Genomic DNA, 14,675 nt, shown 5'->3' with positions numbered 1-14,675 from the left:
AAAACTTTTCTTTTAGAAGAAACCGATGATGCCTTGTACGAAGACGATCAGAATTGCCAAAGGGGCAACGTACCGAACGAGAATTCTCCAAGTAGTACTCCAAAGCGAATCGCCCATCAACTCTGTTTCGGCATCCTTTTTGGTTAATACATAACCTGCAAAAATAGAAGTCAGCAAAGCTCCAAGCGGCATGCCGATTCGGCTGGTGATAATGTCCATAAAATCAAAGAACGTATAACCGAAGAAGATTGGATCAGAAAAGACGCCAAAAGATAGGGCACTTGGAATTCCTAAGATAAAGATGGCCAGACCGAAAATCCAAGAAGCTCGGCGTCGGCGATCGTATTTCTCTTTTACAATAATTGATACTGTAATTTCCAGCATAGCGATGGAAGAAGTCAAAGTAGCAAAAAGCAATAAGATAAAAAAGATGATCATTAAGAATTGACCCATAAACAGCTGATCGAAAATTGCCGGCAAAATGATAAAGACGAGGCCAGGACCTTGGTCAGGCGTATAGCCAAGTGCAAAGACTGCTGGGAAAATAATCAATCCGGCCATAATGGAAATGATAATATTCAAACCTGCTACGCTAATTGCAGAGCGAGTCAGATTTTCAGTCTTTGGCAAGTAGGAGGCATAAGTGATCATGCCGGCCACTCCAACACTTAGTGAGAAAAAGGCTTGTCCGAGAGCGGTCAACGCAGTTTCAAAGTTAAAGAAAGACCAGTCGGGTATAAACATGAAGCGTACGCCTTCCATAGCACCATCAAGCGTCAAGGACCGAATCATCAATAAGACGAAAAATAAGAGAAGAGCAGGCATCATGATCTTGCTCGCAAGTTCAATACCGCCTTTTATGCCGCCTTGTACAATCCAAATCGTCAGGAACATGAACAGCCCTTGGGCAAGCAGCACTTCGTAAGGATTGCCGATAATGCCGCCGAACAAGTCAGCAAAGGCGTTGTCGCCCATATTAGACAGCTGAAGCAGAAGGGAACGCCCTAAATAGGAAAGAATCCAACCTCCTACGACCGAGTAAAAAGACAAAATCATAAAAGAAACCAAGAACCCTGACCAGCCGATTAAAAACCAATACTTGCCGGGTGCTTGTTTTTTTAGTCCAGTTACTGCATCCGCTTGGCCTCTGCGGCCGATGATAAATTCAGCCAGAAGAATCGGCAAGCCGATTGCAATTGTGCTGATAATAAATAGCAGGATAAAGATACTCCCGCCATTTGTTCCCGTTTCATAGGGGAACTTCCAAATTGCACCTAGTCCGATCGCACTTCCAGCAGCTGCGAGGATAAATCCAATTTTAGAAGTCCATTGTTCGCGTTTTTTCATTCTTTTCACTCCTAAATCATTTGGATTTTTCTATTCTACACGACAGACAAAGAAAAAAGTAGATAATTTCGAAACGATAAAGCCTTAATCATGTATAATGGTAAAAAAAGAAAATTCCGAATAGTTTAATGGAGTAACAAGATGGGCGATAGAAAATAGAGCGCAAGTTTTAAAACGGCAAGGCTTCTGTAGGAAACCTGTGTTGTTCTAATGATTTTCATCATCCTTTTACATAGACTTGCTATACGAAGGAGACTTAGCGGCGATGAAACTTGAAGAATTATTTATATGCGCAATGTCCGGAGAAAAAACGGCATACGCAGAATGGTGCTCGTTGCGCCATAAGTCAATCGCACGTCTCGGCTATCAAAATGGAGTAGCTGCCATGCAATTGCAGGAATTTCAATTGCATGTATTCCGCCGGTTTTATAGTATGCTGCCGGCTGTTTTTTCACAAGAACAAGAAGCTGAAACAGCTCTTTACCGGATTGCACTAAAGGAATTGCACAATGATACGGGCAGCAAAGAAGGGATTGCCAACGATAATGTTCTGCGATTTGAAGAAGACAAAGAAATCCATCAAGGCATACAGGGATTAAACGAAAACCTGCGCATTTCGCTAACACTGTATTATTTTCATGGGAAATCAGTAAAAGAACTGGCCCTATTACTTGAAACCACTGAGCTTGCCGCCGTGGCCGCCGTCGAGGAAGCTTCTGCGGAGCTGCAAAAAAATCTTCATTTGCAAAGCCGTACTCTTCTGGCAAAGCGCTTGGAGTTTTTAGGTAATTCTCATAACCGATTTATGCCCTCATTCAACGAAGCAGAACTGTTTGCAATCCATGAACTCCAGGAAGAGTTGGTGGAGCTAGAAACAGCAGAACCGAAAACCCCTATAAAAAAGGGATCCCTAACAATTATAGGATTAACCACTATATTCTTGATTGGTGTTGTAGGAGCATCTTTTGTGATCAATGAAAATGAATCTGAAACTGCTGCAGCTGTTTCGGAAGTTGGCCCTATTGATGACCGTACGGTAAAAGCATGGAAATCCGAATATGAAAGCATAAAAAAATCTTCCCCGGAAAAGCTTGGATTAGATCCAGAAGTGTATGAAGAACTGGATTATGTCCAAAGAGCAGACGGAAAGATGGAGCGGCTGTTGAAAAAAAGAACGATCAAGAAGTACGAAAATGATCCGCAGCTGTTGCGCAAGCGTATAAAAAAAGTGATGCTTGAAATCCAAACGCCAAAAGGCATGTATGAATCACTTGTCAACGAGGGCATGACAGCAAGTGAATCTAATGAGTTTCTTCAATCATTTGCGTTAAAAACAAAAGAACTGATGCTTCTTGCCGACGCTACATTGCTTAAACACAACGACTCTTTGTCTGGAACTTTCCAAAGCGGAGAGTTTTCAGCTGAAAGTTTACGCGCGCATAAAAACCAGTATCCCGAGGAAGTCGGTGTTTTGATAGATTCGTTGGATGAATCTATGTTATTGATTGCGCCGCATCCAAAAGGAACCAGATTATTGGCTCGAAGAAATATGGAATTGCTGTATAGCAACCAGATGCTTTTTCAGAATATGGTTGGGTACCAGTATCAATTCCAGTACCTGACACTACTGGAGAGTGAACCATACTTTGATGGCTTAGATTTATTGCTGCCAGTTGATGTCATATCGTTTCAGCTTGCCCAGTTTGAGCGATTTCTCCTAGAAACCGAACAAAGCCAAGACGAAACATACGGAGAGTTTGAATTTATTTTCCAGCATGCTTTTTGGCTTTTATTAACAGGTAACGAAAAAAATTCGGTATTTGATGCAAACGGTGTAGTTCGCGAAGAATATCAAACAGCATGGAAAAACTTGGTGATGGGTACTGCAAATCCATTGATTTATGTAATGTTGCCAATTATCCAAGAAATGGAAGAAAGTAGCTGGAAAAAATCGGCTCATTATGACGCGTTGGCTTACTCGGACATCATCAATGCTTTACAGATGGAGAAAAAAGGAGAGCTTGCAGCAAAACTGCCTAACGGAAACATCTCGATTGAGCCCGCTTTTGTAGATATGCAAGATTTCTCATACGGCCAGACAGAAAAGCTGTATAAAGAGTTTGCTGCCACATATGACTTAGACAGCTTGAAGGGCGTACCGCCGCTTGATGTATTGTTCATGTATCACTATGCCAATAAAAGGAAAGATCCGGAAACAATGTGGCATCTATTGGCGGAAGATGAATTCAAGCCTTCCATGGAAGTTTTTGTGAAGCAATGGAAGCCATTGCCGGATATAGAAGAAGAAGCATTATGGGTAGAAATTTATGAAGAATCCATATATCGGGTCAAAGACGAGCTGTTTGTGGAACCGCAAATCAATTACCGAAAACAAGATGCCATGGTTCCTCCATCGCCGGTATTGATTACAAAAAGGGATAACATATGGCTTATAAGGAACCAAATGTATGAAGCTTATTCATTAGAGGAGAAAACAGGTGACTTTAAAGGGAGAATAACTGCTCTTTACGAGGAGTTCTCTGCTGGCCAAAAGATGCCGGTGCTAGAATCTGCGACTCCAGGTGAAATTGCAGGAATCTTTCTAATAGCTGCAGAACAAGAAGACGTTGAATCGATGTATTCTTTAATGGAAGAATCTTCAAAAACAATTTCTATCGAGTCGTACCGCCATCAAGTCGCAAACCGTTATATACCGGATTTTTCAACGCTTAAGGAGTTGGCATTTACGCTGGATATGCATGATTACGGTGATAGCCAAAAAAGAGGCTGGGTGCGTCTAAACAACGGTTCAGACTCGGAGCATTCCTATCAAGTGGCCGAATTTCCCATGTTAGAAACACCAGAAGGCTGGCGAATAGGAGATATCAATATGCACTGATTTTACTCCGACCTAAAAACTGTGCTATAATTTACAGATGCCAATAGGTGTACAGGATATTAGAGAAGACTAGGAGCGGGTAGAACATGACAAAAGCATATCAAGCAGGAGACACGATTATCGGTAAAGTTACAGGAATTCAGCCATACGGAGCGTTCGTTGCACTTGACGAGCAAACTCAAGGATTGGTCCACATTTCAGAAATCACGCACGGCTATGTAAAAGAGGTCAGCGAATATTTGGCTGTTGGCCAAGAAGTTAACGTTAAAGTGTTGGAAGTTGATGAAAAATCGAAAAAGATCAGCCTTTCCATCCGCGCACTTCAAGAACAGCCACCAGCACCACAAAGAAGTGAAAAGCCAAAACAATCTCTTCAATCACATGTAAACGAAAATGATTCAGAAGGCTTCAACTCTTTGAAAGATAAAATGCAAGAGTGGATCAACAAATCAGGAAAATAAAAAAAACGAAGGGCAGATATCCTGCCCTTCATTTTTTTTTGATTTTTCTTAAGCGGTATTGCAGGTTTTGACGGCTCATGCCAAGAGCATTAGCTGCTTTTGTAACATTTCCTTGATACAAGTCCATCGCTTTTTGAAGATAATACATCTCCGCTTCAAATAAATAGTCTTCTAACGGCAGCAAATCTTTGGTGCGGCTTACAATAAAATCTTCAGGCCCCAATCTTCCGGAACTCTTGGATTTGGATTTAAAATATTGCGGCAGCAAATCCATCGTTACAATATCTTGAGTCGTCAGCATCGAAGTAATTTCATCCAGCAGCAGTTCCAGCTCTTTTAAATTGCCAGGCCAATCATAATCCTCGAACAAGCGTGTTACTTCTCGATCCAATCCTTTGACTATAGAGCCAAAGTTCATTCGATGCCTCGAAAAGTAATCAGTTACAAACGGGAAGATATCTTCTTTCCGTTTGCGCAGCGGTTCCAAAGGGATCGTCATTGCTGAAAAGAAATAATAAAGTTCTTTCAATAGTTTTCCTGACCCGATCAATTCCACCGGATCTTCTCCAACGCTTGCAATAAAGCAAATCGAGTCACCGGCTTGTTGTTCAACTATTTGGAGCAAGTGTGCCTGTAAATGAAGGGACAGTAAGTCAATGCGTTCACAGTATATGGTTCCGCCTGTCATATTTGGCATATCAAGCAATAGCTGATCGAGCAAATGCAAATCGGTCCCATGGCAAAAAAGCGTATAAAACGGGCCGCTCGAAGAGGCTGCCCAGTGGATGGACTCGGCGATCAATTCTTTGCCGGTTCCGGATTCACCGATCAACAAAACAGGCAGCTTTGCTTTTGCAGCTTTCTCAGCAGTTTCAATCACTTTTTTCATGCTGGAGGAAACAGCGGTAATTGTACTGAACGTAATTGGTTCTTCGTACTTCTTCAATGGCTGGTATACCGCTTTTTCAAGTGTAGTAACATCACGGGATAACTCAATAGCTCCGATCAATTCCTCATTTTGAAAGATAGGGTAAGTATCATTAATTGTTGTAATCTCTTGGCCTTTCCGGTTCCAATACGTTTGTTTCGCATTCAATACAGGTGTGCCACTTTGGAGAACTTTCAGCAAAGTGCTCTCTTGTTGTTCAAATCGAAACATCTCCAGAAAAGAACGGTCGACAAGTTCTTCAAAATCAAATCCTTCAATTTCTTTCATTTTACTGTTGTAAATGACAGTTTTGCCTTTTGCATCAACCGCGTGGATACCCACTGCTACATGTTCTCCCGCAAATTCATAAAAAGGAGTCAAATCCATTTTTTCGCTCGCCAAATTAGTCACCCCAAAATTTATTTTCACCTTTTAGATAAAAAGACTTGAAATATGCAACGATCTTTTGCATTATTATAGATGGAAACAGTTTAATAGTGCAAATTTTTTTTGCGCCTATTTCAATTCAAGGAGGATTCACATGATTCCCTACAAACATGAACCATTTACAGATTTTTCAATCGAAGCAAATCGTAATGCCTTTTTAGAAGGACTGAAAACAGTCGAGGGTTATTTAGGCCAAGACTATCCATTGATCGTTGGTGGAGAGCGCATTATGACTGAAGATAAAATCGTTTCATTTAACCCGGCTCAGAAAGAAGAAATCGTAGGCCGTGTATCAAAATCAAATAAAGAAATCGCTGAACAAGCGATGCAAAGCGCTCTTGAAGCATTTAAAACGTGGAAAAAAGTAAAACCTGAAGTGCGTGCAGACGTTCTTTTCAAAGCAGCAGCGATCATTCGCCGCCGCAAACACGAATTCTCAGCTCTTTTAACAAAAGAAGCGGGCAAACCTTGGAATGAAGCGGATGCGGATACGGCAGAAGCAATCGACTTCCTTGAGTATTACGGCCGTCAAATGCTTCGTTTGAAAGACGGTATGCCAGTTGAAAGCCGTCCAGGCGAATACAACCGCTACGATTACATTCCATTAGGTGTAGGCGTTGTTATTTCTCCTTGGAACTTTGCTTTTGCTATCATGGCAGGAACTACTGTGGCAGCAATGGTTACAGGGAACACAGTTCTTTTGAAACCGGCTTCTACAACTCCAGTTGTAGCTTACAAATTCATCGAAGTTCTTGAGCAAGCAGGCATGCCGGCTGGCGTTGTCAACTTCATTCCTGGACCAGGCGCTGAAGTTGGAGACTATCTTGTAGACCACCCTAAAACTCGCTTTATCTCATTCACTGGTTCTCGTGCAGTAGGTCTTCGCATTGCTGACCGTTCTGCAAAAGTGAACGAAGGACAAGTTTGGATGAAACGCTTGATCGCTGAAATGGGCGGTAAAGATACAATGGTTATCGATAAAGAAGCTGACCTTGAACTTGCAGCTCAATCAATCGTGAAATCGGCGTTCGGATTCAGCGGACAAAAATGTTCTGCAGCTTCACGCGCAGTTATTGTTGAAGACGTATACGATACAGTCCTTGAACGCGTTATCGAATTGACAGGCGAATTGACAATCGGCAACCCGGTTGATCAGTCCAACTATATGGGCCCTGTAATCGATGCTAATGCTTATAAGAAAATTATGGAGTACGTTGAAATCGGCAAAGGCGAAGGCCGTCTAGTTGCTGGTGGAACTGGAGACGATTCAACAGGTTACTTCGTGAACCCAACAATCATCGCTGACCTTGATCCAAAATCACGCATCATGCAAGAAGAAATTTTCGGACCAGTTATCGGTATTTCAAAAGCCAAAGATTTTAATGAAGCAATTGAAATTGCTAACAACACTGAATATGGTTTGACTGGAGCGGTCATTACCAATAACCGCGATCACATCGAGCAAGCACGTGAAGAATTCCATGTCGGCAACCTTTACTTTAACCGCGGATGTACAGGCGCAATCGTCGGATACCAACCGTTTGGCGGATTCAACATGTCTGGAACAGATTCAAAAGCGGGCGGTCCTGACTACTTGGCTCTTCATATGCAAGCAAAAACCACTTCAGAAATGTTATAATTTTATCAAATAAAAAGGCAGACCAAAAGTCTGCCTTTTTTTTAAAAAAAGGAGGAAATTTAATGACAAACACGCAACAGATTATCGAGCAAACTGAAAAATATGGTGCACCTAACTACCATCCACTTCCAATCGTAATTTCAGAAGCGGAAGGCGCATGGGTAACAGATCCTGAAGGCAATAAATTTATGGACATGCTCTCTGCATATTCAGCTGTTAACCAAGGGCATCGCCACCCAAAAATTATTCAAGCTCTTAAAGATCAAGCTGACCGCGTAACGTTAACATCACGTGCGTTTCATAATGACAAGCTAGCACCTTGGTATGAAATGGTTTGTAAAATTTCCGGAAAAGAAATGGCTCTTCCTATGAACACTGGAGCTGAAGCGGTCGAAACAGCTTTTAAAGCAGCTCGCCGTTGGGCTTATAATGTAAAAGGCGTTGAAGAAAACAAAGCTGAAATTATTGCTTGTGAAAATAATTTTCACGGCCGTACAATGACAGCGGTTTCGTTATCGTCTGATCCAGATTACCGCAGAGGCTTTGGTCCAATGCTGCCTGGCATCAATCTTATTCCGTTTGGCGATATTGAAGCACTAAGAAACGCCATTACGCCAAATACCGCTGCATTTTTAGTGGAACCGATCCAAGGAGAGGCAGGAATTATCATTCCGCCGGCAGGATTCCTTAAAGCTGCAAGAGAGCTTTGCCGTGAGAACAATGTCTTGTTTATTGCAGATGAAATTCAAGCGGGTCTAGCACGTACAGGAAAAATGTTCGCATGCGAATGGGAAGATGTAAACCCGGACATGTACATTTTAGGAAAAGCACTTGGCGGCGGCGTATTCCCGATTTCTTGCGTAGTAGCTGACCACGAAGTTCTTGGCGTCTTCAATCCTGGGTCCCACGGTTCGACATTCGGTGGAAATCCTCTTGCTTGTGCAGTTTCCATTGCTTCTTTGGAAGTGCTGCAAGACGAAAAACTGGCAGATCGTTCTCTGGAACTAGGCGAGTATTTCATGGAACAACTGCGTAAAATCGATCATCCTTCTATTAAAGAAGTACGCGGACGCGGTTTGTTCATCGGCATGGAATTGACTGAAGCTGCAAGACCATACTGCGAACAATTGAAAGAACTGGGCCTTTTATGCAAAGAAACCCACGATACGGTTATTCGCTTTGCTCCTCCGTTAATCATCAAAAAAGAGGAATTGGATTGGGCGATCGAACGCATTCAAAAAGTCTTCTCAAATTAAAACTGCATCCCATTTGAGGGCAGAATTATGTTACACTAGGTGCGCGGCAATTACTATATTACAAAGAGGCGAAATAATATAATGGCTGAAAACTTGAACTTGTTGACGTCAACGCAGAACGTTATTAAAACTGCATTGGACAAACTCGGATACGAAGAATCGGTATACGAACTTTTAAAAGAACCAATGCGCATTTTGGAAGTCCGCATCCCAGTTAAAATGGATGATGGCAAAACTAAAGTGTTCACTGGTTTCCGAGCACAGCATAATGATGCAGTTGGACCAACAAAAGGGGGCATTCGTTTCCATCCGGAAGTTAACCGGGAGGAAGTTATGGCTCTATCTATGTGGATGACTTTAAAATGCGGTATTGTTGAACTTCCGTATGGTGGGGCAAAAGGCGGAATTATTTGCGATCCGCGTGAAATGTCTATGCGTGAAATTGAACAGTTGAGCCGTGGATATGTACGGGCCATCAGCCAAATCGTTGGACCTAACAAAGATATTCCAGCTCCAGACGTTTTCACCAACTCTCAAATTATGGCTTGGATGTTTGATGAGTACAGCAAAATTGATGAATTCAACTCACCTGGTTTTATCACTGGGAAACCGATCGTCCTCGGCGGCTCTCAGGGGCGCGATAAAGCGACGGCTCAAGGGGTTACCATTTGCATTTATGAAGCAGCGAAAAAACGCGGCCTTGACATTAAAGATGCTCGTGTAGTCATTCAAGGATTCGGCAATGCCGGAAGTTTCCTTGCCAAGATTTTATACGATGCTGGCGCGAAAATTGTTGGTATTTCGGATGCTTACGGCGCACTTCATGATCCAAACGGTTTGGATATCGAATATTTGCTGGACCGGCGCGACAGTTTTGGGACAGTGACAACTTTGTTTGATGAAAAGATCACCAACAAAGAACTGCTTGAATTGGATTGCGACATTCTTGTACCTGCGGCTATTTCTAATCAAATCACAGCAGAAAATGCGTCTGACATCAAAGCTTCTATTGTAGTAGAAGCTGCGAACGGGCCGACAACTTCTGAGGCGACAAAGATTTTAACTGAAAGAGGCATTTTATTGGTGCCGGATGTATTGGCAAGTGCAGGTGGAGTTACTGTCTCATACTTTGAGTGGGTTCAAAACAACCAAGGGTATTACTGGACACCAGAAGAAGTGGATGAAAAGCTTACAAAGAAATTAGTCGATGCGTTTGAAAACGTTTATAACGTTGCAACGACTCGCAATATCGATATGCGTTTGGCTGCTTATATGGTCGGCGCCCGTCGTACAGCTGAAGCTTCACGCTTCCGTGGCTGGGTATGACATATCAAAAACCGTCTGGAAAATTTCCAGGCGGTTTTTTTCGTCCGAAATTTTTGCATTTATATGGATAAAACTCCATAATATAAAACGAATAGGAGGATGAAAACATGAATGCATTTTCTTTTTACAATCCAGTAAAGCTGATTTTCGGAAAAGGGCAATTGCAAGCAGTGAAAGAAGAACTTCCGCAATACGGAAAGAAAGTCCTTGTCGTTTACGGTGGAGGAAGCATTAAAAAGAACGGTCTATACGATGAAGTAATGGCCACCCTTAAAGAGACAGGGCTCGAAGTTTTTGAACTCGCTGGCGTAGAACCTAATCCGCGAATTTCAACTGCACGAAGAGGCATTGAAATCTGCAAGAATGAAGGCATTGACATGCTTTTGGCGGTAGGTGGCGGCTCAGTGATCGATTGTGCCAAACTGATCGCTTGTGGCGCAAAATATGAAGGCGACTCATGGGATTTTGTTTCACGCAAAGCACAGCCTCTAGATGCCTTACCATTTGGCACAGTGTTAACGCTGGCAGCAACTGGTTCGGAAATGAACGCCGGATCTGTAATTACTAATGAAGAAACGCAAGAAAAATACGGCTGGGGAAGCCCGTTTTCATTCCCGAAGTTTTCTATTTTAGATCCTACTTATACGTTATCTGTTCCAAAAAATCATACAGTGTATGGCATTGTGGATATGATGTCACATATCTTTGAGCAATATTTCCACGATGCGACTAATACACCAGTTCAAGATCGCATGTGTGAAGGTGTGTTGAGAGCTGTTATAGAAACTGCACCTAAATTAGTAGAAGACCTTCAGAGCTACGAACATCGGGAAACTATTTTATTTGCAGGTACAATGGGATTGAACAACTTCCTGCAGATGGGTTACAGAGGAGATTGGGCTACTCATAATATAGAACACGCAGTTTCTGCGGTCTATGATATTCCTCATGCTGGCGGCTTGGCAATATTATTCCCGCAGTGGATGCGCCACAATGTGAAGGTAAGACCTGCGCGCTTTGCTCAAATGGCAATCCGAGTCTTTGATGTTGATCCAGAAGGGAAAACGGAAGAAGAAGTGGCATACGAAGGAATTGATCGTTTGTCGGCTTTCTGGACATCCCTTGGAGCTCCAACACGTCTAGACTATTATGACATCGACGACGCAAAGATCGATTTGATGGTTGAAAAAGCCATGATTTACGGGGAATTCGGTAATTTCAACAAATTAAAAGATGAAGATGTAAAAGCGATTTTGCAAGCGTCTCTATAAATGAAAAACGGATTGAGCATAATTGCTCAATCCGTTTTTTTTTAATTTGTTTTCAAAGGAGGGAGGGAGTCTGGCCGTGTGCTTAAATGTTTCCAATGCGTTTGACCATCATCAGCATCGAAGGAAACAAGTACATCGTTCACACTCGGCTGGCTTAAAATGAGAGCTGCCAAAAGATCTTGAAGCTTATCCGCTTCTACAACAGTTAAAGTTGGATCAATCTCAACTTTTGTTTCGACATGAAGAAATTCTCCTTCTTTAATTACTTCAAGCTTTTGGATGTCTCTGACATCTGCATGATCACTGAGCAAGTGAGCGATATGGTTGACCATTTGTTCATCTGTTTCACCGATAGCACCGCGTGCATTTTCCAAAAAGACGCGCGTTACAACGTAAAACATCATAAGGCCAATGGCGATAGAAGCAGCGCCTTCAATTGCCAGGAAGCCGGTGTAGTGGGCGATCAACACAGCAACAAGAGCGAGCACGCCGCCTGCTGTTGCTACCAGATCTTCCATGAAGACAAGTTTAGTGGCTGGTTTTGCACGATCCATATGAGCAAAACTTGTAGTTAACGGAGCAAGAGCACCGCCTTTAACGCCAGCTTCATGAAGAATTTCCTTGCCGGCTTTGTATAACACGAATGTCTCTAAAATAATTGCAATTATTAACACGATTACACTAATGATAAAACCTTCTGCTTCAATAGGGTGAGTCATTTGGTGCCAACCTTCAATAATAGTCTCGTAAGCCATGATTCCAACAATAAGAACTGCGCCTAAAAGAACAATGTTTAATAAGCGGCCAAAACCATTCGGGAATCTTGAGGTCGGTGCTTTCTTTGATAAAGCGGAACCGATGAAGACGAAAAATTGATTGGCGGCATCTCCAATAGAATGCATCGTTTCTGCAAACATTGCTACGTTCCCTGTAAAGAAAAATGCGACGCCCTTCATAATTGCGATAAACGTGTTTGTTAAGGCTGCATAAAGCGATGGTTTATTCCCGCCTTTAAGTAATGTGAAAAATTCCGCCATTTGTTTTCCTCCTTCGTTAATGTACTAGTTCAATTTCAACTCGTTCGACGTTTTCAATCCCAGAGATTTCTTGATACATGTCAATAGTTTCTTTGTCCGGAAAATAGAAAGCGCGAATAGAAACTTCATGGCAATCTCTTTTGCTTTCTTCAGTAGCATAGGAGATTGATAAAGCTTCTACAACTACTCCGCCTGATTTTAACTCTTCCATTAGCTTATGAATCGATGCTTGATTGGAAATCGTAATCTTCAAGTTGACTTCATTCATGCGAAGCCGTTTAGGACCAAACTTGAAGAGAAGTGGGGTAAGAACTTCAATGCCAATTAAGATGATTAATACTGAAACAGCCGCTTCTATATAAAAACCGGCTGCAACAGCGATGCCAATGCCTCCAGCACCCCAAATCATTGCAGCAGTTGTAAGCCCGGAGATAGAGTCGTTTCCTCTCTTCAAGATTACCCCGGCGCCGAGAAAACCAATGCCTGAAACAATTTGAGCAGCAAGGCGAAGCGGATCCATCGTAATATTCACATTTTCATACGAGCTGCCTCTTGCGATATACGCCGATTCAATTGAGATAATTGTAAGGAGGCAACTAAATGTTGAAATGACAATACTCGTCTTCAATCCGACTGGCTTTCGCTTCAACTCTCTTTCAAGGCCTATCACCAAACTCAAAACTGCTGCTATAACCAATTTCAAAAAGGTTTCTAAAGAAGAAATTTGGAGTGCGGTGAAGAAGTCCATTTGTAAACCTCCAATCATGAAAAGGTTGATAAAGAAAATAGGACCTGTCAAACTATTGAGAGTACATAGAAAAGAATTAGAGAGAAAGCAAGAGGTGCACTAATGGAAAAACCAGCAATACATCCCTACATCCCGATCATTATCGGAGTGTTTTCAGTAGCGTTATCTGCTATTTTCGTGAAAATGACATCAGCCGATTCAGGAGTCACCGCGTTCTATCGAATGTTATTCTCAATTGTAATAATGAGTCCGCTCTTCTTATGGAGATATACCCATGAAATCAAAAAGTTAAGCAAAAGAGATTGGTACTTTACAGCGATAGCCGGAATTTTTTTGGCTTTTCACTTCATCTTATGGTTCGAATCTTTAAATTATACTTCAGTAGCAAGTTCTACGGTTCTTGTAACCTTACAACCTCTATTCGCGTTCGCCGGTACATATTTCTTTTTTAAAGAACGTATATCTATTAAGACATTAATTGCAGGTGGCGTTACGATTTTTGGAAGTATTCTAATTGGCTATGGAGATTTTAAAATAAGCGGAAATGCTTTATTTGGAGATTTGCTGGCTTTAATTGCTTGCGCTTTGATAACAGTTTATCTACTATTCGGACAAGACGTTCGTAAAAGATTATCTTTAATTACTTACACGTTTATTGTCTATAGTGTAAGCACTATAACGTTATTTTTCTATATCATTGCAAAAGGAGAGTCGTTTGGCCCTTATCCAGCTTCAGAATGGATGTGGTTTTTGCTTTTGGCAATCATCCCAAACCTATTAGGGCACACATTATTCAATTGGTCTTTAAAGTGGGTAAGTACGAATGTCATATCTATTGCAATCCTTTTTGAACCTGTAGGCGCTGCTATATTAGCTTTTTTTATCCTTGGAGAACTATTAAGCCCTAGTCAAATTATAGGTGGAACTATAGTGATCAGTGGAATCTTATTCTTTATAACTGATTACAGTAAAATTAAAACGTTTATTTTTAAAAAAAGGGGTTGATTTATTTTCTTCAGCGGTTTATAGTTATAAATGTCCTTAAAACGACTCGGGAAAAATATTTCGAAATAGTATTGACGCCGAGTTTAATATAAGGTATAAATATTAATGTTGCCAAACAAGCGAAATGATTTTCATATCGAAATTAAAATTCGGTGTTGACATCACGTTGCGAATAAGGTATATTAAAAAAGTTGTCGCGAAAGACAACGCCAAACATGAACCTTGAAAACTGAACAGCAAAACGTCAACAAACATTGTTGAGGCGTTCCGAACGCCGAAACAAATTTCTGCGATGGCCGCGCAAGCGGTCG

The 14,675-nt window shown here is 41.7% G+C and carries 12 protein-coding genes; 7 read left to right on the top strand and 5 right to left on the bottom strand.

The window, feature by feature from the left end; genetic code table 11:
• Positions 1-12: 12 nt before the first annotated feature.
• Complete coding sequence (locus tag B0H99_RS12845) at positions 13-1,347, bottom strand: sodium-dependent transporter (RefSeq protein WP_106534090.1); 1,335 nt, start codon at positions 1,345-1,347, stop codon at positions 13-15.
• Positions 1,348-1,612: 265 nt separating this feature from the next.
• Between B0H99_RS12845 and B0H99_RS12840 the strand changes: the two genes are divergently transcribed.
• Both B0H99_RS12840 and yugI read left to right on the top strand, forming a co-directional pair.
• Positions 1,613-4,246, top strand: coding sequence for a hypothetical protein (locus B0H99_RS12840; protein WP_106534089.1), 2,634 nt, complete (start codon positions 1,613-1,615; stop codon positions 4,244-4,246).
• 86 nt (positions 4,247-4,332) lie between these two features.
• A complete protein-coding gene (gene yugI / locus B0H99_RS12835; protein WP_106534088.1) occupies positions 4,333-4,707 on the top strand; it encodes a S1 domain-containing post-transcriptional regulator GSP13 in 375 nt (124 codons plus the stop codon).
• A 28-nt stretch (positions 4,708-4,735) separates the two neighbouring features.
• Here the strand turns inward: yugI and B0H99_RS12830 are convergent, their stop codons facing one another.
• Positions 4,736-6,022, bottom strand: coding sequence for a sigma 54-interacting transcriptional regulator (locus B0H99_RS12830; RefSeq protein ID WP_425440387.1), 1,287 nt, complete (start codon positions 6,020-6,022; stop codon positions 4,736-4,738).
• Positions 6,023-6,176: 154 nt separating this feature from the next.
• Between B0H99_RS12830 and pruA the strand changes: the two genes are divergently transcribed.
• The 4 genes from pruA to B0H99_RS12810 all read left to right on the top strand — a co-directional run bounded on the left by pruA (position 6,177) and on the right by B0H99_RS12810 (position 11,574).
• Positions 6,177-7,721: an L-glutamate gamma-semialdehyde dehydrogenase gene (pruA, locus tag B0H99_RS12825; protein ID WP_106534086.1), complete on the top strand. Its 1,545-nt coding sequence runs from the start codon at positions 6,177-6,179 to the stop codon at positions 7,719-7,721.
• 62 nt (positions 7,722-7,783) lie between these two features.
• Positions 7,784-8,977 (top strand): ornithine--oxo-acid transaminase, encoded by a 1,194-nt coding sequence (locus B0H99_RS12820; RefSeq protein ID WP_106534085.1) that lies wholly within the window; start codon positions 7,784-7,786, stop codon positions 8,975-8,977.
• An 81-nt stretch (positions 8,978-9,058) separates the two neighbouring features.
• Complete coding sequence (locus tag B0H99_RS12815; RefSeq protein ID WP_106534084.1) at positions 9,059-10,303, top strand: Glu/Leu/Phe/Val family dehydrogenase; 1,245 nt, start codon at positions 9,059-9,061, stop codon at positions 10,301-10,303.
• Between the two features lie 107 nt (positions 10,304-10,410).
• Entirely contained in the window at positions 10,411-11,574 is a 1,164-nt protein-coding gene (locus B0H99_RS12810; protein ID WP_106534083.1) for an iron-containing alcohol dehydrogenase, read from the top strand.
• Positions 11,575-11,615: 41 nt separating this feature from the next.
• On the opposite strand, the gene B0H99_RS12805 is transcribed toward B0H99_RS12810, so the two are convergent.
• Positions 11,616-12,611, bottom strand: coding sequence for a cation diffusion facilitator family transporter (locus tag B0H99_RS12805; protein WP_106534082.1), 996 nt, complete (start codon positions 12,609-12,611; stop codon positions 11,616-11,618).
• 16 nt (positions 12,612-12,627) lie between these two features.
• Entirely contained in the window at positions 12,628-13,359 is a 732-nt protein-coding gene (locus B0H99_RS12800; RefSeq protein ID WP_106534081.1) for an MgtC/SapB family protein, read from the bottom strand.
• 102 nt (positions 13,360-13,461) lie between these two features.
• On the opposite strand from B0H99_RS12800, the gene B0H99_RS12795 reads away from it, so the two are divergent.
• A complete protein-coding gene (locus B0H99_RS12795) occupies positions 13,462-14,364 on the top strand; it encodes a DMT family transporter (RefSeq protein WP_106534080.1) in 903 nt (300 codons plus the stop codon).
• A gap of 102 nt (positions 14,365-14,466) precedes the next feature.
• Here B0H99_RS12795 and B0H99_RS17935 read toward each other — a convergent pair.
• The coding region (locus B0H99_RS17935) for a hypothetical protein (RefSeq protein ID WP_219905825.1) at positions 14,467-14,675 on the bottom strand (209 nt) is incomplete at its 5' end.

The organism is Planomicrobium soli, assembly GCF_003014655.1.
Taxonomy (GTDB): domain Bacteria; phylum Bacillota; class Bacilli; order Bacillales_A; family Planococcaceae; genus Planococcus; species Planococcus soli_B.
Note: the sequence above shows the minus strand (reverse complement) of the source record. Positions and strands in the feature narration are given on the sequence as shown.